The sequence below is a fragment of the Methanoculleus sp. 10 genome (assembly GCF_913757945.1).
Taxonomy (GTDB): domain Archaea; phylum Halobacteriota; class Methanomicrobia; order Methanomicrobiales; family Methanoculleaceae; genus Methanoculleus.
This window is the reverse complement of sequence record NZ_CAJYDP010000011.1, coordinates 1-17,423: the sequence shown is the minus strand read 5'-3', so window position 1 is coordinate 17,423 and position 17,423 is coordinate 1. Positions and strand designations below refer to the sequence as shown.

Below are 17,423 nucleotides of genomic sequence, written 5' to 3'. Positions count from 1 at the left end.
CAGTGGGAAACAAGATCATGGTCGTCGATGATGACCTGCCGACACTGGAAGTAATGGAGCTGCTGCTCAAAAAGATCAACCGTGAACCGCTCCTGGTTCACAACGGGTGGGACGCCCTGAGGATGCTCAAGAAGGAGAAACCCGCGCTCATCATCCTCGACGTGATGATGTCGCCCATCGACGGGTGGCAGTTCCTGGAGGAACTGAAGCGGAACGAGGAGTACAGGGAGATCCCGGTCCTGCTCTTCACCGCAAAACATGTCTGGCCCGAGGAGTACTCCCGGTATTCGGGCGATATCGTCGGGGTCCTCGAGAAACCCATCTCGCTTGCCGAGTTGAAGGCGGCTCTTGAGAGGGCGCTCCCCCGGGACGCCGCTTCCCATACCGACAACGACGCTCACCCAAGATCGCAGGCCCGCAGCGGGTAGTCTTTTTTCCCCGGGCAAACGCCCGCCGCGAGCCTTTCCGGAAGAGGGGCCCCGCCGTCCGGGTACGGGAGCGGCGAAACCGCGCCCGGCCTGCTCCACCAGGGCCGCTGCACCCCCACCGAAAGGCATTTTATTGGCCGGGGGTGTATCACCGGGCAGGAACTCTGATGATCGTTACGGACCTCCCCGGCTGCCCTTCCCTCAAGGAGTACCGGCAGATCGTGGGAGCGGAACAGTTCTCGGCCATCGAAGAACTCGCCGGGCGTCTTTCGGGCATCAGGATGCAGGAGATCAACTCGACCCGTTACGGGGGCGGCGTCGCAGAGATCCTGATCTCATACGTCCCGTTCCTTAACGCGCTCGGTCTTGAGACGACCTGGAGTGTCATGGAGGCAGGACCCGCGTTCTTCGATGTCACCAAGACCCTCCACAACTTCCTCCAGGGCCGCGACGGGTTCTCGCCGTCGATGATCGAGACCTACTGGGAGGCCCAGCGGCAGAATGAAGGCCTGATCGAAGATGACGCCGACGTTGTTACCGTCCACGACCCCCAGCCGCTCGGTCTCATCGAGTTCCTGACGGCCCGGGAGCTTGAGCAGAAGAGGCTGCTCTGGCGGTGCCACGTCCAGCTCGAGACGATCCCCACCGGGACCGTAGGGAGTATAGGAAACATCATGCGGCGGCTGGTCGAGAAGTACCACGCAAGCGTATTCTCCAGTTTTCAGTATCTTCCCCTCTGGAGCGTGCCGAGTTTCATCATCCCGCCGTTCATCGACCCCCTCTCCGAGAAGAACCGCGACCTTCCTGCAACCGAGATCGATGCCACCCTGGAGAGATACGGGATCGACCCGGAAAAGCCGATCGTCACCCAGGTCTCCCGCTATGACGTCTTCAAGGACCCGGTCGGCGTCATCCAGGCGTTCAAAAGAGTCCGCCGGAAGACGCCCTGCCAGCTCGTCCTCGTCGGCGGACGGGCATGCGACGACCCGGAGTGTTTCCTCGTCCTGCGCGAGGTCCGGGAGACGGCCGAGGACGACCCGGACATCCATGTCCTCGACCTCCCGCCGGACAGCCACCGGGAGATCAACGCGCTCCAGCAGGCGTCGGACGTGATTGTCCAGAAGTCCATAAAAGAGGGGTTCGGGCTGACGGTGACCGAAGGGCTCTGGAAGGGGAAACCCGTCGTCGCCGGCAACGTCGGCGGCATACCGCTCCAGGTCCGCGACGGCTGGAACGGCTACCTGGTCTCGACGATCCAGGAGACCGCCGACCGGCTCCTCCACCTCCTCCGGCACCCTGAGAAGGCCGCGGAGATGGGGGAGCGGGGGCGGGAGTTCGTGCGGGAGTATTACCTCCTCCCCCGGGGCGTGCAGGACCATCTCGCGGCCATCGACCAGGTGAAGAACGGCAAGATCACCGCCCGTGACAGCGTCATCTGCTACCATCCCCAGGTGGTGACGAGCAGGATGGCGGCAGGTGCGGCCCGGTTCTGATGGGTGCTCCTCTGCTCTTCCTGCCCTGTTATATACCTTGACGTGCTGAGGGTGAGCCCGGCGATAGGGAGATGAGGATAGCAGTTGCCGGCATGGGAGCCGGGGGACTTGACGATACCGTATCGCCGGTCTTTTGGGCGTCGCCCTCGTTTACCCTGGTCGATGCGGAGGACCGGGAGATCCTCGCCGTGAGGATCATCGTGAACCCAACGGACTGCGTGCCCGGGGGGGCCGCCGCCGACCGGTTCGCACGCGACCTCGCCGGCCGGGGCGTGGATGCCGTCATCGCAGGGGAGTTCGGGCCGGAAGAGACCCGGGTATTCTCGGCGGCCGGCACCGGCATGTATCGCCTTCAGGATATGCCGGTCCGTGATGCCGCAAAGCAGTTCCTGAACCTTGCCGCCGATACCGTGCGGGTTGTCGGGCGCGGGACCGTGCCAACGGGCTACGTGACCCGGACCCCCGGCCGCCAGCGGCGGGCGGGCGGGGGGCCGCGGTAGCCCCGGTCACTCGATGGGGATCTCCTTACCCCCCGGCCCGGTCCCGCCCTTCATCTTCTGCAGGCGCACCTCGAGGACACCGTTTTTGTACCCCGTCACGGCGCCTTCGGCGATCACGCTCGCGGGCAGGCGTATCAGCCGGCTCAGGATGCCGGTTCCCCGCTCCCGGGTGAAGTGCCCTCCCGGCTCCTCCTCGATGGGCACGGCGCGCTTTGCCGTTATCCGCAGGGTCTGCGGGTTCAGGAGCCGGATGGTGATCGTCTCCTCATCGACGCCGGGCAGTTCCGCAACCACGATCACCCGGTCGCCGTGGTCGAGGATATCGACCCTGAAGTCTGCGGGGAGGCCGGGGAAATCGCGGCTGTTCCCGCGGGAGGTCGTGGGCAGCCTGCCGGCCTCCCGGCTCCGGGCGGCGTTGTCAAACCCCGGATCACGGTTCTCGGTCGTCTCATCAGGCTCCCGCCGCCCGGTGCCGGACGGCTCGTCTTCGCTTCCTGTCATGGTCCCTGTCTCCTGGCCATCGGATGGCTGGCTGGCCGGCCACCCGGCGATCTCTCTTCTCCCGGCACACTTAATCTTTTGTACCGGGGGAGCGGCCCGCCCGGCCGATTCGACGGTGGTGTATACCTTGCGTTCCGGGGACGATCCGGGGGAGACCGGGCCGGGAAACCCGGCAGGCGCCGCCGGAGGTATCGCCGGATCGGCCGGGAGAGGCGTTTTCGTCACACCCTTCCGCCGGCCGTTAGGTTTTTGTGGCATGACCGGCATGGGGGGAGGCCCCCCGGTTTCCCGGGGTGCGGGGTGATCGGAACAGTTCGAGCCTTTCGCCGCTGCATCGCCGGAGTATCCGTACTGATGGAATCGGCGGGGATCAGGGAGGAGGAAGAATGGCCCAGTTTAAACCCTTTGAGACGGAGGGCATGCCGATCGAAGAGCAGCCCATGGACTGGAAGGATATGGTCAAGGCCCCGTACGACAAGAAGGCGGTCGACGCCTACACCCGGACCCGGATCATTCTCATGAACGGCATCGAGAACAACGCCGTCCTTATGTCGCATGCTATCGAGCGGATGCACCCCGACCCTGAGGTGAAGAAATCGATGGCCCTGATGCGGCGGATCGACTCCCAGCAGCAGGTAGCGGTCAACTGGCTCAACCCGGCAGACCAGTCGGTCATCGAGACCACGCTCGGCTACGAGCAGGTGGCGGTCGACCTTACGGCGAACCTGGCGAAGAACGAACCGGATCCCTACGTGAAGCAGACGCTGGACTTTGCGCTGCTGGAGGACTTCGACCACCTCTACCGCTACAGTTGCCTCTACGACTACATCGAGGGCGGCGACCCCGAGGCGATCGTCCAGGGTAAGACCGAGGTGAAACCGGGCCGGCCGACGAGCATCGAGCACCGCCACCCGGTTGACTCGATGCGCAAGCACTACGACAAGGACACGGCCGGCATCAAGACGAAGATGAACTACACCACGATCGTCTCGGGGGAGCAGCAGACGATGCTCTACTACCGCTCGCACGGGTTCATGTACCCCGACGAGATCGCGCGGCAGCTCTACGCGGAGATCGCGGAGATCGAGGAGCAGCACGTGACCCAGTACGGGCTCCTTGGTGATCCGCGGGAGACGATGCTTGAGAAGATGGCGATGATCGAGCTCAACGAGGCCTACAACTACTACTCCTGCGCACAGACCGAGAGCGACCCGAGGATCCGGGGGATCTGGGAACTCTTCACGAGGATGGAGGTCGCGCACTTCACCGAGTGTGCCCGGCTCATCAAGAAGATCGAGGGGCGCGATATCCGCGACATCATGCAGGCCGATATCATCGAGCCGCTGATCGTCTTTGAGTCGAACAAAGACTACGTCAACAGCGTCATCGAAGACCAGCTCGATCTTGCGCCCCACAACATGGAGTACGTGCGGATGCGGGACCTCCCGGACGACTGGGCGAGTTTCGGCTACCAGCGCGTCATGAACGCGAAGGGCGTCCCGAGCGAGGAGGTCGTCGGCAAAGCGGGCCGGGAGCTTGCAGAGCGCGACCAGGCGGAGAAGATCAGGAGGGTCAAGCAGGAGATGGCCCGCCGGGTGGAGAAGGGCATGGCGGCGGTGCCGGCTCGGTGAATATCTTTTTGCGTGACATCCCCGGGGTGCCCCCCACGGGTCGCACCTCTAACCGTGATTCCGGCACCATATCGAGCCCCGTTCAAATCACGCGGCAACACGAGGGGCTCCGTCACCACCCCCGCACTTCGCGCGGGAGATCGGTTACCGGGGAGCGCGGGATGCTCCCGGCTCCAGGGGTTCGCTGCCGCCGGCCTTCCTGAGTGTGAGCCGGAACGCCGCGCCCTCCTCCGGGTGCCCCGCCACCCGGTCTTCGGCCCAGATCCGGCCCCCATAGCGGTCAAGGAGCATCCGGCAGATCGAGAGGCCGAGGCCCTGGCCGCTTTCCCGGGCCGCCCCCTGCTCGAACCGGGCAAAGATCCTCTTCTTTGCGCTGTCCGGGACCCCGGGGCCGGTGTCGGCGATGGTGACGGCGACCATCCCTTCCTCTTCGGCATCCTCGACGGTTACAACGATCTCGACACCCGGCCCGCCGTGTTTTGCGGCGTTGCCGATGAGGTTTGTGAAGACCTCGGGCAGGAGGTCGTCGGCGAGGACCAGTGTGCGAGACCCCTCGTAGGTGATCCGGGCGTCCGGATGGTGGGCGATCTCCTCCCGGATCACCTGGTCAAGGTCGACGGGGACAGGTCCGGCCCGGCCCTCGCGGATCCTCCTGATGGTCGCGACGTTTGCCGTGATCTCGATGCTCTTCTTGATGCCCGCCCGGAGTTTCTGCAGGTACTCCCGCTCCTCCCCCGAAAGGGTCTCGTCGAGGAGATCGGCATAGATGCTCGTGATATTGTCGGCGTTTCGGACGTCGTGGGTGAGGATATCCAGGTAGAGGTTCGCCTCCCGGTTCGCCGCCTCGAGCCGATCATACAGTATCCCCCGGAGCGCCCCGGCACCGACCTCCCGGCCGATCGCCTCGAGGAGCCGCCGGGCTTCCTGCGATATCTCCGGTTCGGTGGTGCTCCCGAGCAGGAGCGCCCCGACGATCAAGGACTCGGCGACGAGCGGGATGAAGGCGAGAGAGGCGACGCCGAAATCCGCAAGCACATCCAGGGCCCGCATATCCACCCCTTTCGCTCCCTCGACAAACCACGGCTGGCCGGCGACGAAGACCCGGTTATACGGCCGGTGGCGGACGTTGAGGGCCCGATTCTGCATTAGAGTGAACTCGGATACCTTCCGTTGGCACCGGAGGACAGCCTGCATCCGGTCCTTCCCCTCCAGCATGTAGATCAGCCCGAGATCGAATTCGAGGTTATCGAGGGCCGCATCGAGCGTGTTGTCGAGCAGTTCATCCAGAGTGAACGCAGATGCCGATGCCGTGATGACCGCATTCAAGACAGCGAGCCTCCTGTTCCCGATACGGACTTCTTCTTCCGCCCGTATCCGCTCCGTGACGTCGGCAAGCGAGAAGACCAGTCCCTGGACGTCACCCCTCGCACCCTTCACCGGCACGAGGCTCCAGTCCCAGTAGGTCGTCCCGCGTTCGGGCTGATCTCGATAGGTGAATGGTTTTGCGTAGATACGGAACGCCTCCCCGGTATCCCGCACCCGTTCAAAGATCGCCTGGTTTTCCGGGTCCGGGAAGAGATCGAAGTGCTTTCGCCCGAGGAGCTCCTCTTTCGTGTATCCTGAGCCCTGTGCGTAGGCCGTGTTCACGCGGACGAACCGGAACTCCGGATCGAGGTAGGCGAGGTGGACGTCGGTATACGCCATGACCGTCCGGAGGAGGTCGCGCTCCTCGGCGAGGGCGGCCGCGAGCGCCTGGTTCTCGGCGAGGAGCCGCTCCCGCTCGGCGTCCACCTGCTTCCTCCGGGTGATGTCCCGGGCGAGCAGCCGGATCTCTGCAAGGCTTCCCCGGTCGTCCCGGACGGTCGTGACCGAGATGGAGGCGGGGGCGGGCCTCCCGGTCGCGGGCTGCACCCAGACCTCGACCCCCCGCAGGGGCTCGGAGGCCCTGCCGTCGAGATGCGCGATGAGGTTCCGGAAGGTCTCCCTGCACTCCGGGATGATGTAGGCCAGGCTGGATGTTCCGATCAGGCTCTCCCTCTCTCTGCCGAGGAGGAGGGATCCTGCACGGTTCACGTCGAGGATCGTTCCTCGTGGGTCGCAGACAAAGTAGCCGTCGGGAGCGAGGTCGAAGCGATCCTTGTAGTGGCCGAGTTCCTGCTCAAGGCGGCGGCGCTTCTCCTCGCTCTCCTTCCTCGCGGTGATATCGGTGATGAGAAGGGCCACCATCCCGCCGTCCGTGACCCGGATCGAGCACGCCATTCGCCGGGTGGGGGCGATCCGGCACTCCAGCCCGGAGAGTGCTGTCCCTGCCCGGAGCGCCGCCAGCATCCTTCCTGCTGCTTCCGTCTCGACATGCGGTGCAATGTGGGTGCGGACGAGCGCCATCCCATCAGCCCCGGCAAGATCGCGGTCGTCCGGCAGCGCGATCAGGCGGCGAAAGGCCTGGTTCGCCAGCATGACCCTCCTATCGGCATCGAGCAGAAGCAGGGCTTCGTCAGGGCTGTCAAGGATGGTCTCCGGGACGGTCAGCATCGGAGGTGTCGTTGCGTGCATGGTGCGATCGGTCTCCCGCGTCTCTGCTACGGTAAGGAGAGGTACGTCTGGTGTGAACGAAGATAAAGATAGGCAGGATGGGTTCCTGCGCAACCGGCTGCCCTGCCCGCATGCGCGTACATCGGCATCACCTACCCCGGAATGCCATAAATACCCACTCTTTCGGCATTGACCGGATGCAGCGGCGGGCTTCCCTCACCGGGAGTATGGAGCTCTCAATCATCCCCCTCAAGCGCTTCTTGCTTCGCGAGCGAACGCAAGCGTCCTCTCAGGGTTACGGACGCCATCTTTCTTGACGCCGGTATGCACGTCGACCCCGTATGGGCGGACTCTCCGTATGGCTTCCGCCACATTCTCCGGCGTGAGCCCTCCTGCGAGTATGACGGGGATTGCCGAGTTTGTCACAATCGTTGCACTGATATTCCAGTCGTGAGGGACCCCTGTCCCCCCGATCCGCTCTCTGGTCCTGGAGTCGAGGATGAGGGCATCGGCGTAGGGCTCATAGAGTTTCGCTGTCGCTCTAGCCGATTCGTCCGTCACGTGAACGGCCTTCACGATCTTCAGGTACGGGAGAGCATCGCGGATGACCGGTATCCCGGACGGTTCGACGACATCCTGGATCTGCAGCGTCGTGCAGCGCGAATCTTTCACCAGCCCGATGAGGTCCTCCGTCTCCCGCAGATGGGTGACTGCGACCGGTTCGATGAACGGCGGGAGTTCCCGTATCATCTCCGCCGCTTCCGCCGGGGTTACGACATCGGCGCTCTGGTAGGTCACGCCCATGATGAACCCCACGGCATCACAGCCTGCATCGATTGCACACCGCATATCCGCAAGGCTCGCCGTCCCGCAGAATTTGATACGCATAGAATTCTCTCTGTCGTTATGGGAGATAGGGTATTTGCATATTCAGAGCCATGACGGCGGCCCGCCCTGCACAGGTGCCGGGATCACAGAGGTCAGGAGGAGCGTCCGATATCTTCTTTTTCGAGGTCAAAGGCTCAGGGCACTGGCGGGAGAGCACGGAGAGCGTTAACCCGGAATCGGGAGAGACCTGATTCTCTTAGGTATTGAGATGACAAGGTGTACTAATAATACTGCCGGATGTAGGCATAGGCCCTATCGAAGAGTTCTTGATCGGTGTGGAGTTTGTACTTGAGAAGAGTACGCCGGAGTACCTTCTGCACGAGCCGCTCGCCCTGTGAGGTATGCTGCCAGTCAGGGAACCGTACTTTCCGCACAATCTCATCAATATCATTCACGACTCGTTCGACAATGATATGCGTCCCTTTGCTTTTTGCCTCGTTGAAGAGCTCGGTGAGCGCTTCCCTGGCCTGATCGCGTTCCTCTTCGGGGTCGACCGTTCGCTCGGCCTCGACAACGTCTCTCGCCACCTCAAGAATCGCTTTCAGGAACTCCAGGCTGGTGAGGAAACCCTGTTCATGGCGTTCCCTGATCTTCTCCAATCGCTCGCCCAGCGCGATGAACGTCGGGTTGTTCGCGTGCTTGCGGAGCCGGGCAACGAGTTTGATCTCGATCTCGCGGGCCTTCTTCCCCGGGTCGGTATCATTGAGGATCTCGTGGAGCACCTGCGCATCCAGCACCAGCGTTTCGACGTCGTCCCGCACCGACTCAACGTGGACGTTCCGGTTGATCAGGTAGACGGTCTTCGCGCCGAGGGCATGCCATAGCAACCTGCCGGGGGACACCGGCGGCAGGCACGTACTCCCAGCGGGCCGGGCGGAGATCGCCGCCGAGGGACCCGTCCCAGCCGGGAGGATTTTCCCGGACGGTCAGGCGGGCGAGAGATCGCTTTCGGGTGACGGTGTCGAGGATCATCTGCTCGACGGTAGAGGATTCGGTGAAGGTCATTCCAGGACCTCCCAGCGGCCGCCGCGGGCAGGGCCGATGCGGCGGAGCCGGCCGTCTCTACGCAGGTGGGCGATCTGCTTTTCGACCGCCCTCTGCGTGATATCGAGTCTTTCTGCGACTATTCTTGCTGCCAGGTCGGGCTCGGCCTTCAGGAGTGCAAGAATCTTCTCCGAACTTTTCTCCGAACTTTTCTCCGAACCTTTCTCCGAACCGTTCTCCGAACTTTTCTCCGAACCTTTCTCCTCCTTTCGGTGAACCGTGGCGGTGAAGAGACAACCGTCCCGGTCGTCGGCAAAGTCGATCTCGGGCCAGTCTTCGAGGGCACGCTTGATGCCGGAGCCGAGGCCGCGGTACGGCAACAGCCCCTTTGCGACGTACGATGCCAGGATCGGGTTCCTGATATTCGAGTTGCCGGTCCGGATCTTTTCCACCGTCAGGTTGTTCGGGAGGTGGCCGGGGCTGATGATCTCGATGCGATTATCGAAGATGAACAGCCGGATCGGTGCACTGACCAGATAATCCCGGTGCACCAGAGCATTGACCAGGAGTTCCTCAAAGACTACCGGCGGGATCTCCGGAACCCCCGGGGCATTTACTCCCTTACCTGCCTGGACCTTCCGTAGATTGCGCATAACAAAGGCCATGGCGCCCTCGAAGAGCTCAGGAAATGTCCCGGAAAAATCCTCTGTGTCGAGGTATTCGCTTATATGGATGGCATTGCCCGGATAGCGGATAGCCTTGATGATGAACTGTGGTTTGATCCACTCGGGCTTCTCGGCAAAGAGGAGCACCCCGGCCAGATTCAGCATGCCGTCATCCGTGGCAAGGTTCATGTTCTGCAGGAGCGTTAGCAGTTCTTCAGGCGAATCCGGATAGGGCTGGTTGTAGGTGTCCCGCAGGAAATCGCGGAAGCGCAGCATGTCCAGTTTGTCGACGCCTGCTCTGGTCGGCAGCTCGTCGGCGTGGAAAATATCGACGCTCTGGAAGAGGCGGCGGAGTTCTTCCCTGGAGTTCACCCGCCGTTTGTCGGCTCCGTTTTTGAGCCAGATCACACCGTTCCTATCAAAGTACGGCTTATCCTGTCCCTTCGGAACGGTGAGTACGATAACAACGCGGTCTTCGTCCACCTGGATATTCTCGGTCTGTACCGTCAACGGGCTCTTCACGTGCTGAGAGGCCGCGTTGCTGATGAGCTGATTGATCCGGCTCACATCCCTGCGCGACAGACCGGGCACGGAACCGTCATCAGCCACACCGAGAAAGAGCGTACCTCCATCGGCGTTGGAAAATGCCGCCATCTCCGCAGCAAGGGCATCGGTATTGGTGATGTCGCGCTTGAACTGGCGGCGGCTGTCTTCACCGGCGGCGAGCAGGGTCTGGAGGGTATCAGGGATCATGGGGGTGCCTCGCCGTGGGTCGTATTAACCCGCCTAACAGGTCAATCATTGAAGAACCCTCCTCCGGCTTCCCGCTCAGCATTATGTTCGTACGAGCCTGGGCGAGAGCTCCCATGAAGTGCGATTGTATTGAGCGGCCGCGCGGGCGAGAACATGGAGCAAATCCCCCGGTTGATATCTGTGCAGCAAACGCAGCCAGGGCAGGTGTTTCAAAAATAACTACACTGCCACCGGAGGGGGTTGGATTGCTGATCTTTTTTGCCCGCGGCCTCATTCAAACGTTCATTAAACGTTCTGATTGATTACAGTTCCTATTTAAATCTGGACGGTTTGTTGCAAAAAGTGCTGGAAAGTATCGCATTCCTATTACGGCGACACTATAGCGTGCCTTCACTCGGACTATGGTCTTGATCGTCAGATCCTGTGTGCTGACCTTATGACGCGGTTGACTGTAGATACGGCCATCGACCACGACAGAAGAGAGTAAGCGATTTTCAGTTTTAGTGGATGACAAAGCAGGGATGTTAGGAGTTCACGCCATCTGCTCACCAGAAGCGCCCTTCCCCGCGAGGATATCCCGCAGGCGCTCCCGGCCGCTCGGCTCCGGGATCTCCCGTCCCTCCTTCCGGGCGGTATCGAGCCGGAGGCCGATAGCCACCCTCACTTCGGAGAGCGCCTCCTCTTCGGTCTCGCCGAACGTGGAACACCCCGGATGTTCCGGGACGACGGCGATGACCCCCTCATCCTCGTCGCTCGGGACGATCCGGATCGAATAGGTCATCGGCTGCCTGCCTCTTCGGCGAGCAACGCCGAATATATTGCCCGTATCTTCGGTTCAACCGCCGGAACCTCATTCTGCACCACATCCAGGACGATCTCCCACCTGACGCTGAAGTAACCGTGGATCAGCCTATCCCGCATCCTCACCATACCGTTCCAGGGAATGTCGGGATACCGTGCCCTGACCCCCGAGGAGAGGTTCTTCGACGCCTCCCCGATGACCTCAAGGCTCCGGAGAACCGATCGCTTCATCATCTCATCCTGGACGATCTCCTCGAAAGAGCGGCCGGAAAAATAGGTCTGGAGAAACTCCATCTCCTCGAGGATGTGGGCGAGGTACACGGAGTCACGCTTCACACCAGACCACCTCGCTCTCCACATCCTGCCGGATGAGAGGATCGATCCCCCCGACGGTGAGCAGGTCGACCTTCCGCCCATAGAGATCCTCCAGGAAATCGGCGAGCGCAATGAAGTTCCGGAATGTAAGGTGGTCCGGTGACAGCTCGACCAGCACATCCACATCGCTCCCCGGCCGGTCTTCACCCCGGGCGATCGACCCGAAGATGCCGATCTTCGTCACGCCGAACCGCTCCCGGAGCAGCGGGAGCACTTCTTCGAGCCGGGTGACAAAGATGCTCTTCTCCTCACACTGTACCCGGGCGTCCATACGGGTTCTGCTCGCCTCCTGATCGTACCTGGGGGTGAGGAGATGATGAAGATTGCCCCTCACGGGGCAGGGGGATGAGCATCAGAACTCACCCTTCTGCTTCTTCTCCTCGATCAACTCGTTGAGCAACTTCCGCACGAGTTCGGAGTTGTCGAGCACGGCCTTGCCCATCACCTCCTGCACATCCTCCTCGCCGCCGGTGAACGCTTTCATGCAAGGGAGGTCAGAATAGAGGTAAAAAGCGTTTGCTGACAGATCTGAACTTGAAAAACAGAGTGCCCCCGCCCGGATTTGAACCGGGGACAACCAGATCTTCAGTCTGGCGCTCTCCCAGTCTGAGCTACAGGGGCTTCTGCCTTACAATGTTGTCTGTTGTCCCTAATAAATTCTGTGCTCCGGGAGCGGCAGCCCTTCGCACCCGGCGGCGAGACGGCAACGGGCACGGAGCCGCCTTTTTATCTCATCCCACACCGATATATGAACAATGGACCGGAGTGATCAGAAGTCGGACTCCCGGGGCACGAACCTCATGCAGGCGCTCTCCGGGAGGACGGCGACCGTCGTACACCTCACGCACAACGACCTCGACGCCGTCGGGAGCGACGCCATCCACCGGAGGGTCTACGGGGACGTCTTCACCGTCTGGTCCCCGGTCGGGAAGTTCCTCGCGAACCTCGACGCCGTGGCCGGCTCCCCGGGGCGGGGCGACCTCCTCAGCATATCGGACATCGGCTACCAGCAGGGCGTCGAACAGCGGCTCGCCAAAGCCCGGTCGAACGGGTGGCGGATCGAGTGGCGGGACCACCACCGCTGGAAGGACGAGGAGGCCCGGGCCGTTGATGCGAAGACAAGCCTCCTTTGCATCGACACCGGCACCTGCGCGACCGGGATCGTCGCCCGCGACCTTGCCGCAGGCGACGCAGTAGCCGCGGAGATTGCGCGGGTCGTCTGCGACTACGACCTCTGGAAGCACCAGGACCCCCGGTCGAAGATGCTCGGCCAGGTGGTGATGCGGAAAGGCTACCGGGAGTACGTCCGCGACAACCTCGTCCGGGGCACCATCGTCGACGCGAAGGTGGAGAGCGAGTACGCCGGGATCGTCCGGGAGATGGAGCGCGACATCAGAAAGAGCATCCGGCACACCACCATCATCGAGAACGGCCGCTACCGGATAGCCTTCACCCCCCTCTACGGCTACCCGAGCGAGACCGCCCACGCCATCCGCGACGAGCTCGGCACCGACATCGAGGTCGTCGTCTCCGGGAACGGCCGGATCTCCATCCGCTCCGTCCCCCCGATCAGCCACCTCATCGCCCGCGAGTTCTCCGGCGGCGGCCACCCCCACGCGGCGGGGGGCACGTTTACGTTCAACCTCCTCGACCGCCTCCTCTTCTGGCTCGTCAAACGGAACCGCCACTACCGCCGCCTTGCGGATGCGGCGGAGTCTATCGGAGGATGAACGCCCGGTCGACGAGGCGCTCCCAGTAGTCCGGGCAGCCCTCCCCGGGGCAGTAACCGCCGACCTCGAGCTTATCCGGGTCAACGAGCGCCGTGGCGGCAAGAAGGTCCTCCGCCTCCGGGTCGAGCAGGACCAGTTTCCGGACGCGGAACCGCTCCATCAGGTCCGCCGCCCGGTCGAGGTCGCCTGCCGGGAGGATGAGGTCGCCCTGGTACTCGAGCAGGAGTTCAAGGTCGAACCTCCCGGGGTTCCTCGGGAAGAAGACGATCTTATTGCCGGCAAGCCGCTCGAGCTCAATCTCGTCCGCCCGGTCGGCCACGAGGACGTGCCCCCGCACGCCCAGATCGCGCATCTCCCGCGCGAGCCGGGCATATCCGGCCGCGACCATCCCGGAGAACTCCTCCTCGTCCCCGATGTAAGCGTCGCGAAACCCGAGCATGTGGGGGGCGGGGAGGGAGAACCATGCCTCTTTCCGCCTCGCCCTGACGTAGCGGGCATCCGCGGCCAGGGCGGACGGGTCGACGCCCGGCTCATTGACGAGCACCCCGTCCGCCATCCCCGTGAAGGCTTCCCGCCACCGCTCACCGTAAAAGACGCCGCCGGCCGCGGGCACCGCCACGCCCTCCTGGGCGCCGAGCGAGCGGGCGAGCCGGTAGGTCGTGAGGTCCGCCTCCTCTCCCCTCATGCCTTTCAGCCACTCCGCAACCTCCAGGACCGCGGGCATCCCGACCTCGGAGCCGAAGGACCTGACCGGTATCGTAATCCGTCGTGCCATGCGCTGGTGTCTTTATTAGCATCGCAACCAGAGTAGATAAGGATGAGTGGTAAGCCGTTGCTGGTAACGTGCGGGCTCCCGTACACAAACGGTCCCTGCCATATCGGGCACCTGCGGACCTACGTGCCGGCGGACTTTTACGTGCGGTATATGCGCCGGTCCGGGGAGGAAGTCGTCTTCATATGCGGTTCCGACAACCACGGAACCCCGATCGTGATCAGTGCCGAGCGGGAGGGTTCGACCCCTCGCGCCCTCTCGGAGCGCTATCATCAGCACTTCTACGAGACGTTCCGACGGATGGAGGTCGTCTTCGACCGGTTCGGCATGACCGACGATGCCATGAACCGCGAGACCACGCGCTCGATCGTCGAGCGTCTCATCGATAACGGCTACGTCTACTCAAAGACCATCAGCCAGAGTTACTGCCCCGCGTGCGAGCGGTTCCTCCCGGACCGCTATGTGGAGGGGATCTGCCCCCACTGCGGGGCGGTCGCCCGGGGCGACGAGTGCGACCAGGGGTGCGGGCAACACCTCGAGCCCGGCGAGATCAAGGATGCGGTCTGCAAGATATGCGGCGGGAAGGCGGAGAACCGGGAGCAGGAGCACTATTTCTTCAAACTCTCGGCGTTCCGGGATTTCCTCCTCGAGTACCTCCCCACCCTCGGGGGCACCGCGACCGCCCGGAACTATGCCCTCGGGTGGGTGAAGGAACTCCTGCACGACTGGTGCATCACCCGGACGATGGACTGGGGCGTTCCCTTCCCGGGGAGCGACGACCTCGTCGTCTACGTCTGGGTCGACGCGCCCATCGGCTACATATCGTTCACGAAGGAGTGGGCACAGATCGCGGGAGCCGACTGGAAGGCCTACTGGTGCGGCGATGAAACAAGGGTCACCCACTTCATCGGCGGGGACATCATCTACCACCACTGCATCTTCTGGCCCGCCCTCCTCAAGGCGGCGGGCTACGGTCTCCCGCACGCGGTGGTCGCAAGCGGCATGGTCACCATCGAGGGCAGGAAGTTCTCGAAGTCCCGCGGCTACGTCGTCTGGACAAACGATGACTACCTCGACCGGGGCCTCCCGGCAGACTACCTCCGCTACTACCTCCTCTCCTACACGAACCACACGAAAGAGCTCGACTTCTCCTGGAAGGTCTACGCCGAGCGGGTGAACAAGGAGATCGTCGGGACGCTCGGGAACTTCGTCTACCGGACGATGTACTTCGCGGAGAAGGAGTTTGGCGGCGTGCCCGACCTCCCTCCCCGGCCGGCCATCCTCGAAGAGGTCGAGCGGTCGCTTGCCGGGGTCGATGCAGCGATGCGGGACTACGACTTCAAGAACGCTGTCGACTCGATGATGGCGCTTGCGTCGTTTGGGAACGCCTACATCCAGAACAACGCCCCCTGGAAGTTGATCAAGGAGGACCGGGCCGCGGCAGAGCAGGTGATCGCCGACTGCCTCCAGGTCGTGAAAGCGCTCGTCCTGACTTTCCAGCCCCTGATGCCTGATGCGATGCAGCGGGCCTGGACGATGCTCGGCTACGACGACAATGTTGCGGATCACCCCATCGCCGAAGCCACGGCGCCGGTCGGGGCACGAGCGCTCGCAAAGCCCGCCCCCCTCTTTGCGAAGATCGAGGAGGCGCAGGTGAACGACCTTGAGAAGGTCCTCAACGCGCGGGTGGACGCGGCGAATGCGGCCGCGAAGAAGAAGACGAGCACCGTCTCCATCGAGGAATTCGGGAAGCTCGAGATCCGGATAGCAAAGGTCGTCTCGGCCGAGCCGATCAAGGGCTCGAAGAAACTCTACAAACTCATCGTCGACCTCGGGGGCGAGAAGCGCCAGGTGGTCAGCGGGATCGCACCGTTCTACGCTCCCGACGAACTCGCGGGGAAGGACGTGGCGATGATTGTAAACCTTGCGCCGGCGAAGATCTTCGGCGTCGAGAGCAGGGGGATGATCCTCGCCGCCGGGGACGAGGCCTCCCTCCTTGTCCCCCTCCGCCCGGTCAGGCCGGGGACGCCGGTCCGGTGATCAGGAGAACCTGATCGACCCTGTTTTTCATCGAGCCCGGATCGTAGACGACGATCCGCCACTGCCCGCCGGGGGAGAACGGGTGGACCCCGGGGTGGTAGGCGGCCGAAAAGACCATCCCGGGCTCGTCGGTGATCCAGTAGCCTGACGCGGGGCGGTCATCTACAGGGAAGTGGAAGACGTATGCGGCCTGGCCGGCGCCGAGCGTCGCGTTTTTGAGGATCGCGGCATTCACTTCGTACAGGACCCCTTTCGGGTCGATGAGGTAAATCCGGCAGGCCGTGAGGTTGATCGCGCACTCCCCGCCGGATATGCGTATTGCCGGGGCATCCGCGGACCCGCCGTCGCCATACCCGGCGACGACCTCCACCGGGAGGGCGGAGAGGGGCCGGGCCGGGCCTGCGTCCGGCGCCCCTTCCCCGGGGACCAGGAGGACTCCAGCCACAACGAGGGTCAGCACCGCAGCCATCCCGATGGCAGAGATCGTCGCCGTCCCGGTGGATATGGGGCCCCGTTTCATGAGCAGCCTTTGGGCACCCGCCGGTATTTGAAACTATGGGTGGAGCGGCGCGAGAAGAGGTAAAGCGGGCCTGGAGGGATTCGAACCCTCGGCATCCGGGTTAGAAGCCCGGCGCTATGTCCTGGCTAAGCCACAGACCCCTCTGGTATTCCCATACATTTTGGCGGTCTTGAGATATTAACCCTTTGAGGCCCGGGGCGCCCGGACACTCGAAAATCGGGCTCTGTTGGAAACCTCCACCTGTCCGCTCGGTGCGGTCGCAGTCCCGGGCTACACCCGGTATCCCCATGAACTGCCCCTGCAAGGATCAGAGGAGCGCACGCTTGGCGGAGCGGGGTGAGGTATAGGAAGGGAATTGCGAGTATCCCGTGCGGGGAGGGGAGCCCGCCCCATATACGCTAACTTTAGCCATAAGGATTCGAGATTATAATGCCTTATTCCGTAAAATGGGGTCGATTTGGTGGGATATTGGCCATACGGCTCCGGTGGTGTGCGGCAATAATCTTCCTACCCTGTAAACGCTATCGATACCGGGAATCTCATTGGAAAAGGACTGCTTTAGAGCATAGATGAGAACCAGCCGATTGCCTGGTACTTGACGGTATCAACGAGAATTTATTACACTCAGCTGGTAAGTTAACGCCTATGGGGGTCTTCCCCTCCCCTGTCTCCAACGCGTAAAGATCCGTGCCTGTCATCAACCCCACTCCACCCGCGCTTCGCGCTCCTCCCCCGCCCCTCAAGGGGCGGGGGCAGTCATGGCGATACCCAGGGGAAAGCCGTGCCCCGGATTGCATGCAAGCGGGAACA

18 protein-coding genes and 2 tRNA genes are annotated in these 17,423 nt (G+C 62.9%); 6 read left to right on the top strand and 14 right to left on the bottom strand.

The features are described from left to right. The first annotated feature begins 2 nt into the window (after positions 1–2). The 3 genes from QZ408_RS12790 (at position 3) to QZ408_RS12780 (ending at position 2,421) form a co-directional block, all read left to right on the top strand. Positions 3–428, top strand: a complete 426-nt coding sequence (locus QZ408_RS12790; RefSeq protein WP_292492051.1) for a response regulator — start codon at positions 3–5, stop codon at positions 426–428. 167 nt (positions 429–595) lie between these two features. Next, a complete protein-coding gene (locus QZ408_RS12785) occupies positions 596–1,921 on the top strand; it encodes a glycosyltransferase (RefSeq protein ID WP_292492049.1) in 1,326 nt (441 codons plus the stop codon). 71 nt (positions 1,922–1,992) lie between these two features. Next, positions 1,993–2,421 (top strand): NifB/NifX family molybdenum-iron cluster-binding protein, encoded by a 429-nt coding sequence (locus QZ408_RS12780; RefSeq protein WP_292492047.1) that lies wholly within the window; start codon positions 1,993–1,995, stop codon positions 2,419–2,421. Positions 2,422–2,427: 6 nt separating this feature from the next. On the opposite strand, the gene QZ408_RS12775 is transcribed toward QZ408_RS12780, so the two are convergent. Continuing rightward, entirely contained in the window at positions 2,428–2,922 is a 495-nt protein-coding gene (locus QZ408_RS12775; protein WP_292492046.1) for an Hsp20/alpha crystallin family protein, read from the bottom strand. Between the two features lie 386 nt (positions 2,923–3,308). On the opposite strand from QZ408_RS12775, the gene QZ408_RS12770 reads away from it, so the two are divergent. Further along, positions 3,309–4,553, top strand: a complete 1,245-nt coding sequence (locus QZ408_RS12770; RefSeq protein ID WP_292492045.1) for a hypothetical protein — start codon at positions 3,309–3,311, stop codon at positions 4,551–4,553. Between the two features lie 144 nt (positions 4,554–4,697). Here the strand turns inward: QZ408_RS12770 and QZ408_RS12765 are convergent, their stop codons facing one another. The 10 genes from QZ408_RS12765 to QZ408_RS12720 all read right to left on the bottom strand — a co-directional run bounded on the left by QZ408_RS12765 (position 4,698) and on the right by QZ408_RS12720 (position 12,172). Further along, on the bottom strand, positions 4,698–7,106 hold the full coding sequence (locus QZ408_RS12765; RefSeq protein WP_292492044.1) for a PAS domain S-box protein: 2,409 nt from the start codon (positions 7,104–7,106) through the stop codon (positions 4,698–4,700). A 228-nt stretch (positions 7,107–7,334) separates the two neighbouring features. Continuing rightward, positions 7,335–7,973 (bottom strand): phosphoribosylanthranilate isomerase, encoded by a 639-nt coding sequence (locus QZ408_RS12760; protein ID WP_292492042.1) that lies wholly within the window; start codon positions 7,971–7,973, stop codon positions 7,335–7,337. Positions 7,974–8,194: 221 nt separating this feature from the next. Next, positions 8,195–8,800 (bottom strand): hypothetical protein, encoded by a 606-nt coding sequence (locus QZ408_RS12755; protein ID WP_292492041.1) that lies wholly within the window; start codon positions 8,798–8,800, stop codon positions 8,195–8,197. Next, positions 8,739–8,978: a hypothetical protein gene (locus tag QZ408_RS12750; RefSeq protein ID WP_292492040.1), complete on the bottom strand. Its 240-nt coding sequence runs from the start codon at positions 8,976–8,978 to the stop codon at positions 8,739–8,741. Before QZ408_RS12750 ends, QZ408_RS12755 begins: the two co-directional genes overlap by 62 nt. Next, complete coding sequence (locus QZ408_RS12745; RefSeq protein ID WP_292492038.1) at positions 8,975–10,375, bottom strand: RNA-binding domain-containing protein; 1,401 nt, start codon at positions 10,373–10,375, stop codon at positions 8,975–8,977. The genes QZ408_RS12750 and QZ408_RS12745 overlap by 4 nt, the downstream gene beginning before the upstream one ends. A gap of 532 nt (positions 10,376–10,907) precedes the next feature. Next, entirely contained in the window at positions 10,908–11,156 is a 249-nt protein-coding gene (locus QZ408_RS12740) for a type II toxin-antitoxin system HicB family antitoxin (RefSeq protein WP_292492037.1), read from the bottom strand. Further along, positions 11,153–11,512: a DUF86 domain-containing protein gene (locus tag QZ408_RS12735; protein WP_292492036.1), complete on the bottom strand. Its 360-nt coding sequence runs from the start codon at positions 11,510–11,512 to the stop codon at positions 11,153–11,155. The genes QZ408_RS12740 and QZ408_RS12735 overlap by 4 nt, the downstream gene beginning before the upstream one ends. Further along, on the bottom strand, positions 11,502–11,822 hold the full coding sequence (locus QZ408_RS12730; RefSeq protein WP_292492035.1) for a nucleotidyltransferase family protein: 321 nt from the start codon (positions 11,820–11,822) through the stop codon (positions 11,502–11,504). Before QZ408_RS12730 ends, QZ408_RS12735 begins: the two co-directional genes overlap by 11 nt. Positions 11,823–11,903: 81 nt before the next feature. Further along, a complete protein-coding gene (locus QZ408_RS12725; protein ID WP_292492033.1) occupies positions 11,904–12,035 on the bottom strand; it encodes a hypothetical protein in 132 nt (43 codons plus the stop codon). A 63-nt stretch (positions 12,036–12,098) separates the two neighbouring features. Further along, a tRNA-Phe gene (locus QZ408_RS12720) sits at positions 12,099–12,172 on the bottom strand. Positions 12,173–12,306: 134 nt separating this feature from the next. Between QZ408_RS12720 and QZ408_RS12715 the strand changes: the two genes are divergently transcribed. Next, entirely contained in the window at positions 12,307–13,281 is a 975-nt protein-coding gene (locus QZ408_RS12715) for a phosphoesterase (RefSeq protein ID WP_292492031.1), read from the top strand. Here the strand turns inward: QZ408_RS12715 and QZ408_RS12710 are convergent. Continuing rightward, the gene (locus tag QZ408_RS12710; protein WP_292492030.1) at positions 13,268–14,056 is read right to left on the bottom strand and encodes a hypothetical protein; all 789 of its coding nucleotides are present in this window, start codon (positions 14,054–14,056) and stop codon (positions 13,268–13,270) included. The two genes, QZ408_RS12715 and QZ408_RS12710, sit on opposite strands and share 14 nt — an antisense overlap. 42 nt (positions 14,057–14,098) lie before the next feature. Here QZ408_RS12710 and metG point away from each other — a divergent pair, with 42 nt between their 5' ends. Next, positions 14,099–16,093, top strand: a complete 1,995-nt coding sequence (gene metG / locus QZ408_RS12705; protein ID WP_292492029.1) for a methionine--tRNA ligase — start codon at positions 14,099–14,101, stop codon at positions 16,091–16,093. Here the strand turns inward: metG and QZ408_RS12700 are convergent. Both QZ408_RS12700 and QZ408_RS12695 read right to left on the bottom strand, forming a co-directional pair. Further along, on the bottom strand, positions 16,068–16,613 hold the full coding sequence (locus QZ408_RS12700; protein ID WP_292492027.1) for a hypothetical protein: 546 nt from the start codon (positions 16,611–16,613) through the stop codon (positions 16,068–16,070). The genes metG and QZ408_RS12700 overlap by 26 nt on opposite strands. A 65-nt stretch (positions 16,614–16,678) precedes the next feature. After that, a tRNA-Arg gene (locus tag QZ408_RS12695) sits at positions 16,679–16,753 on the bottom strand. Between the last annotated feature and the right edge of the window lie 670 nt (positions 16,754–17,423).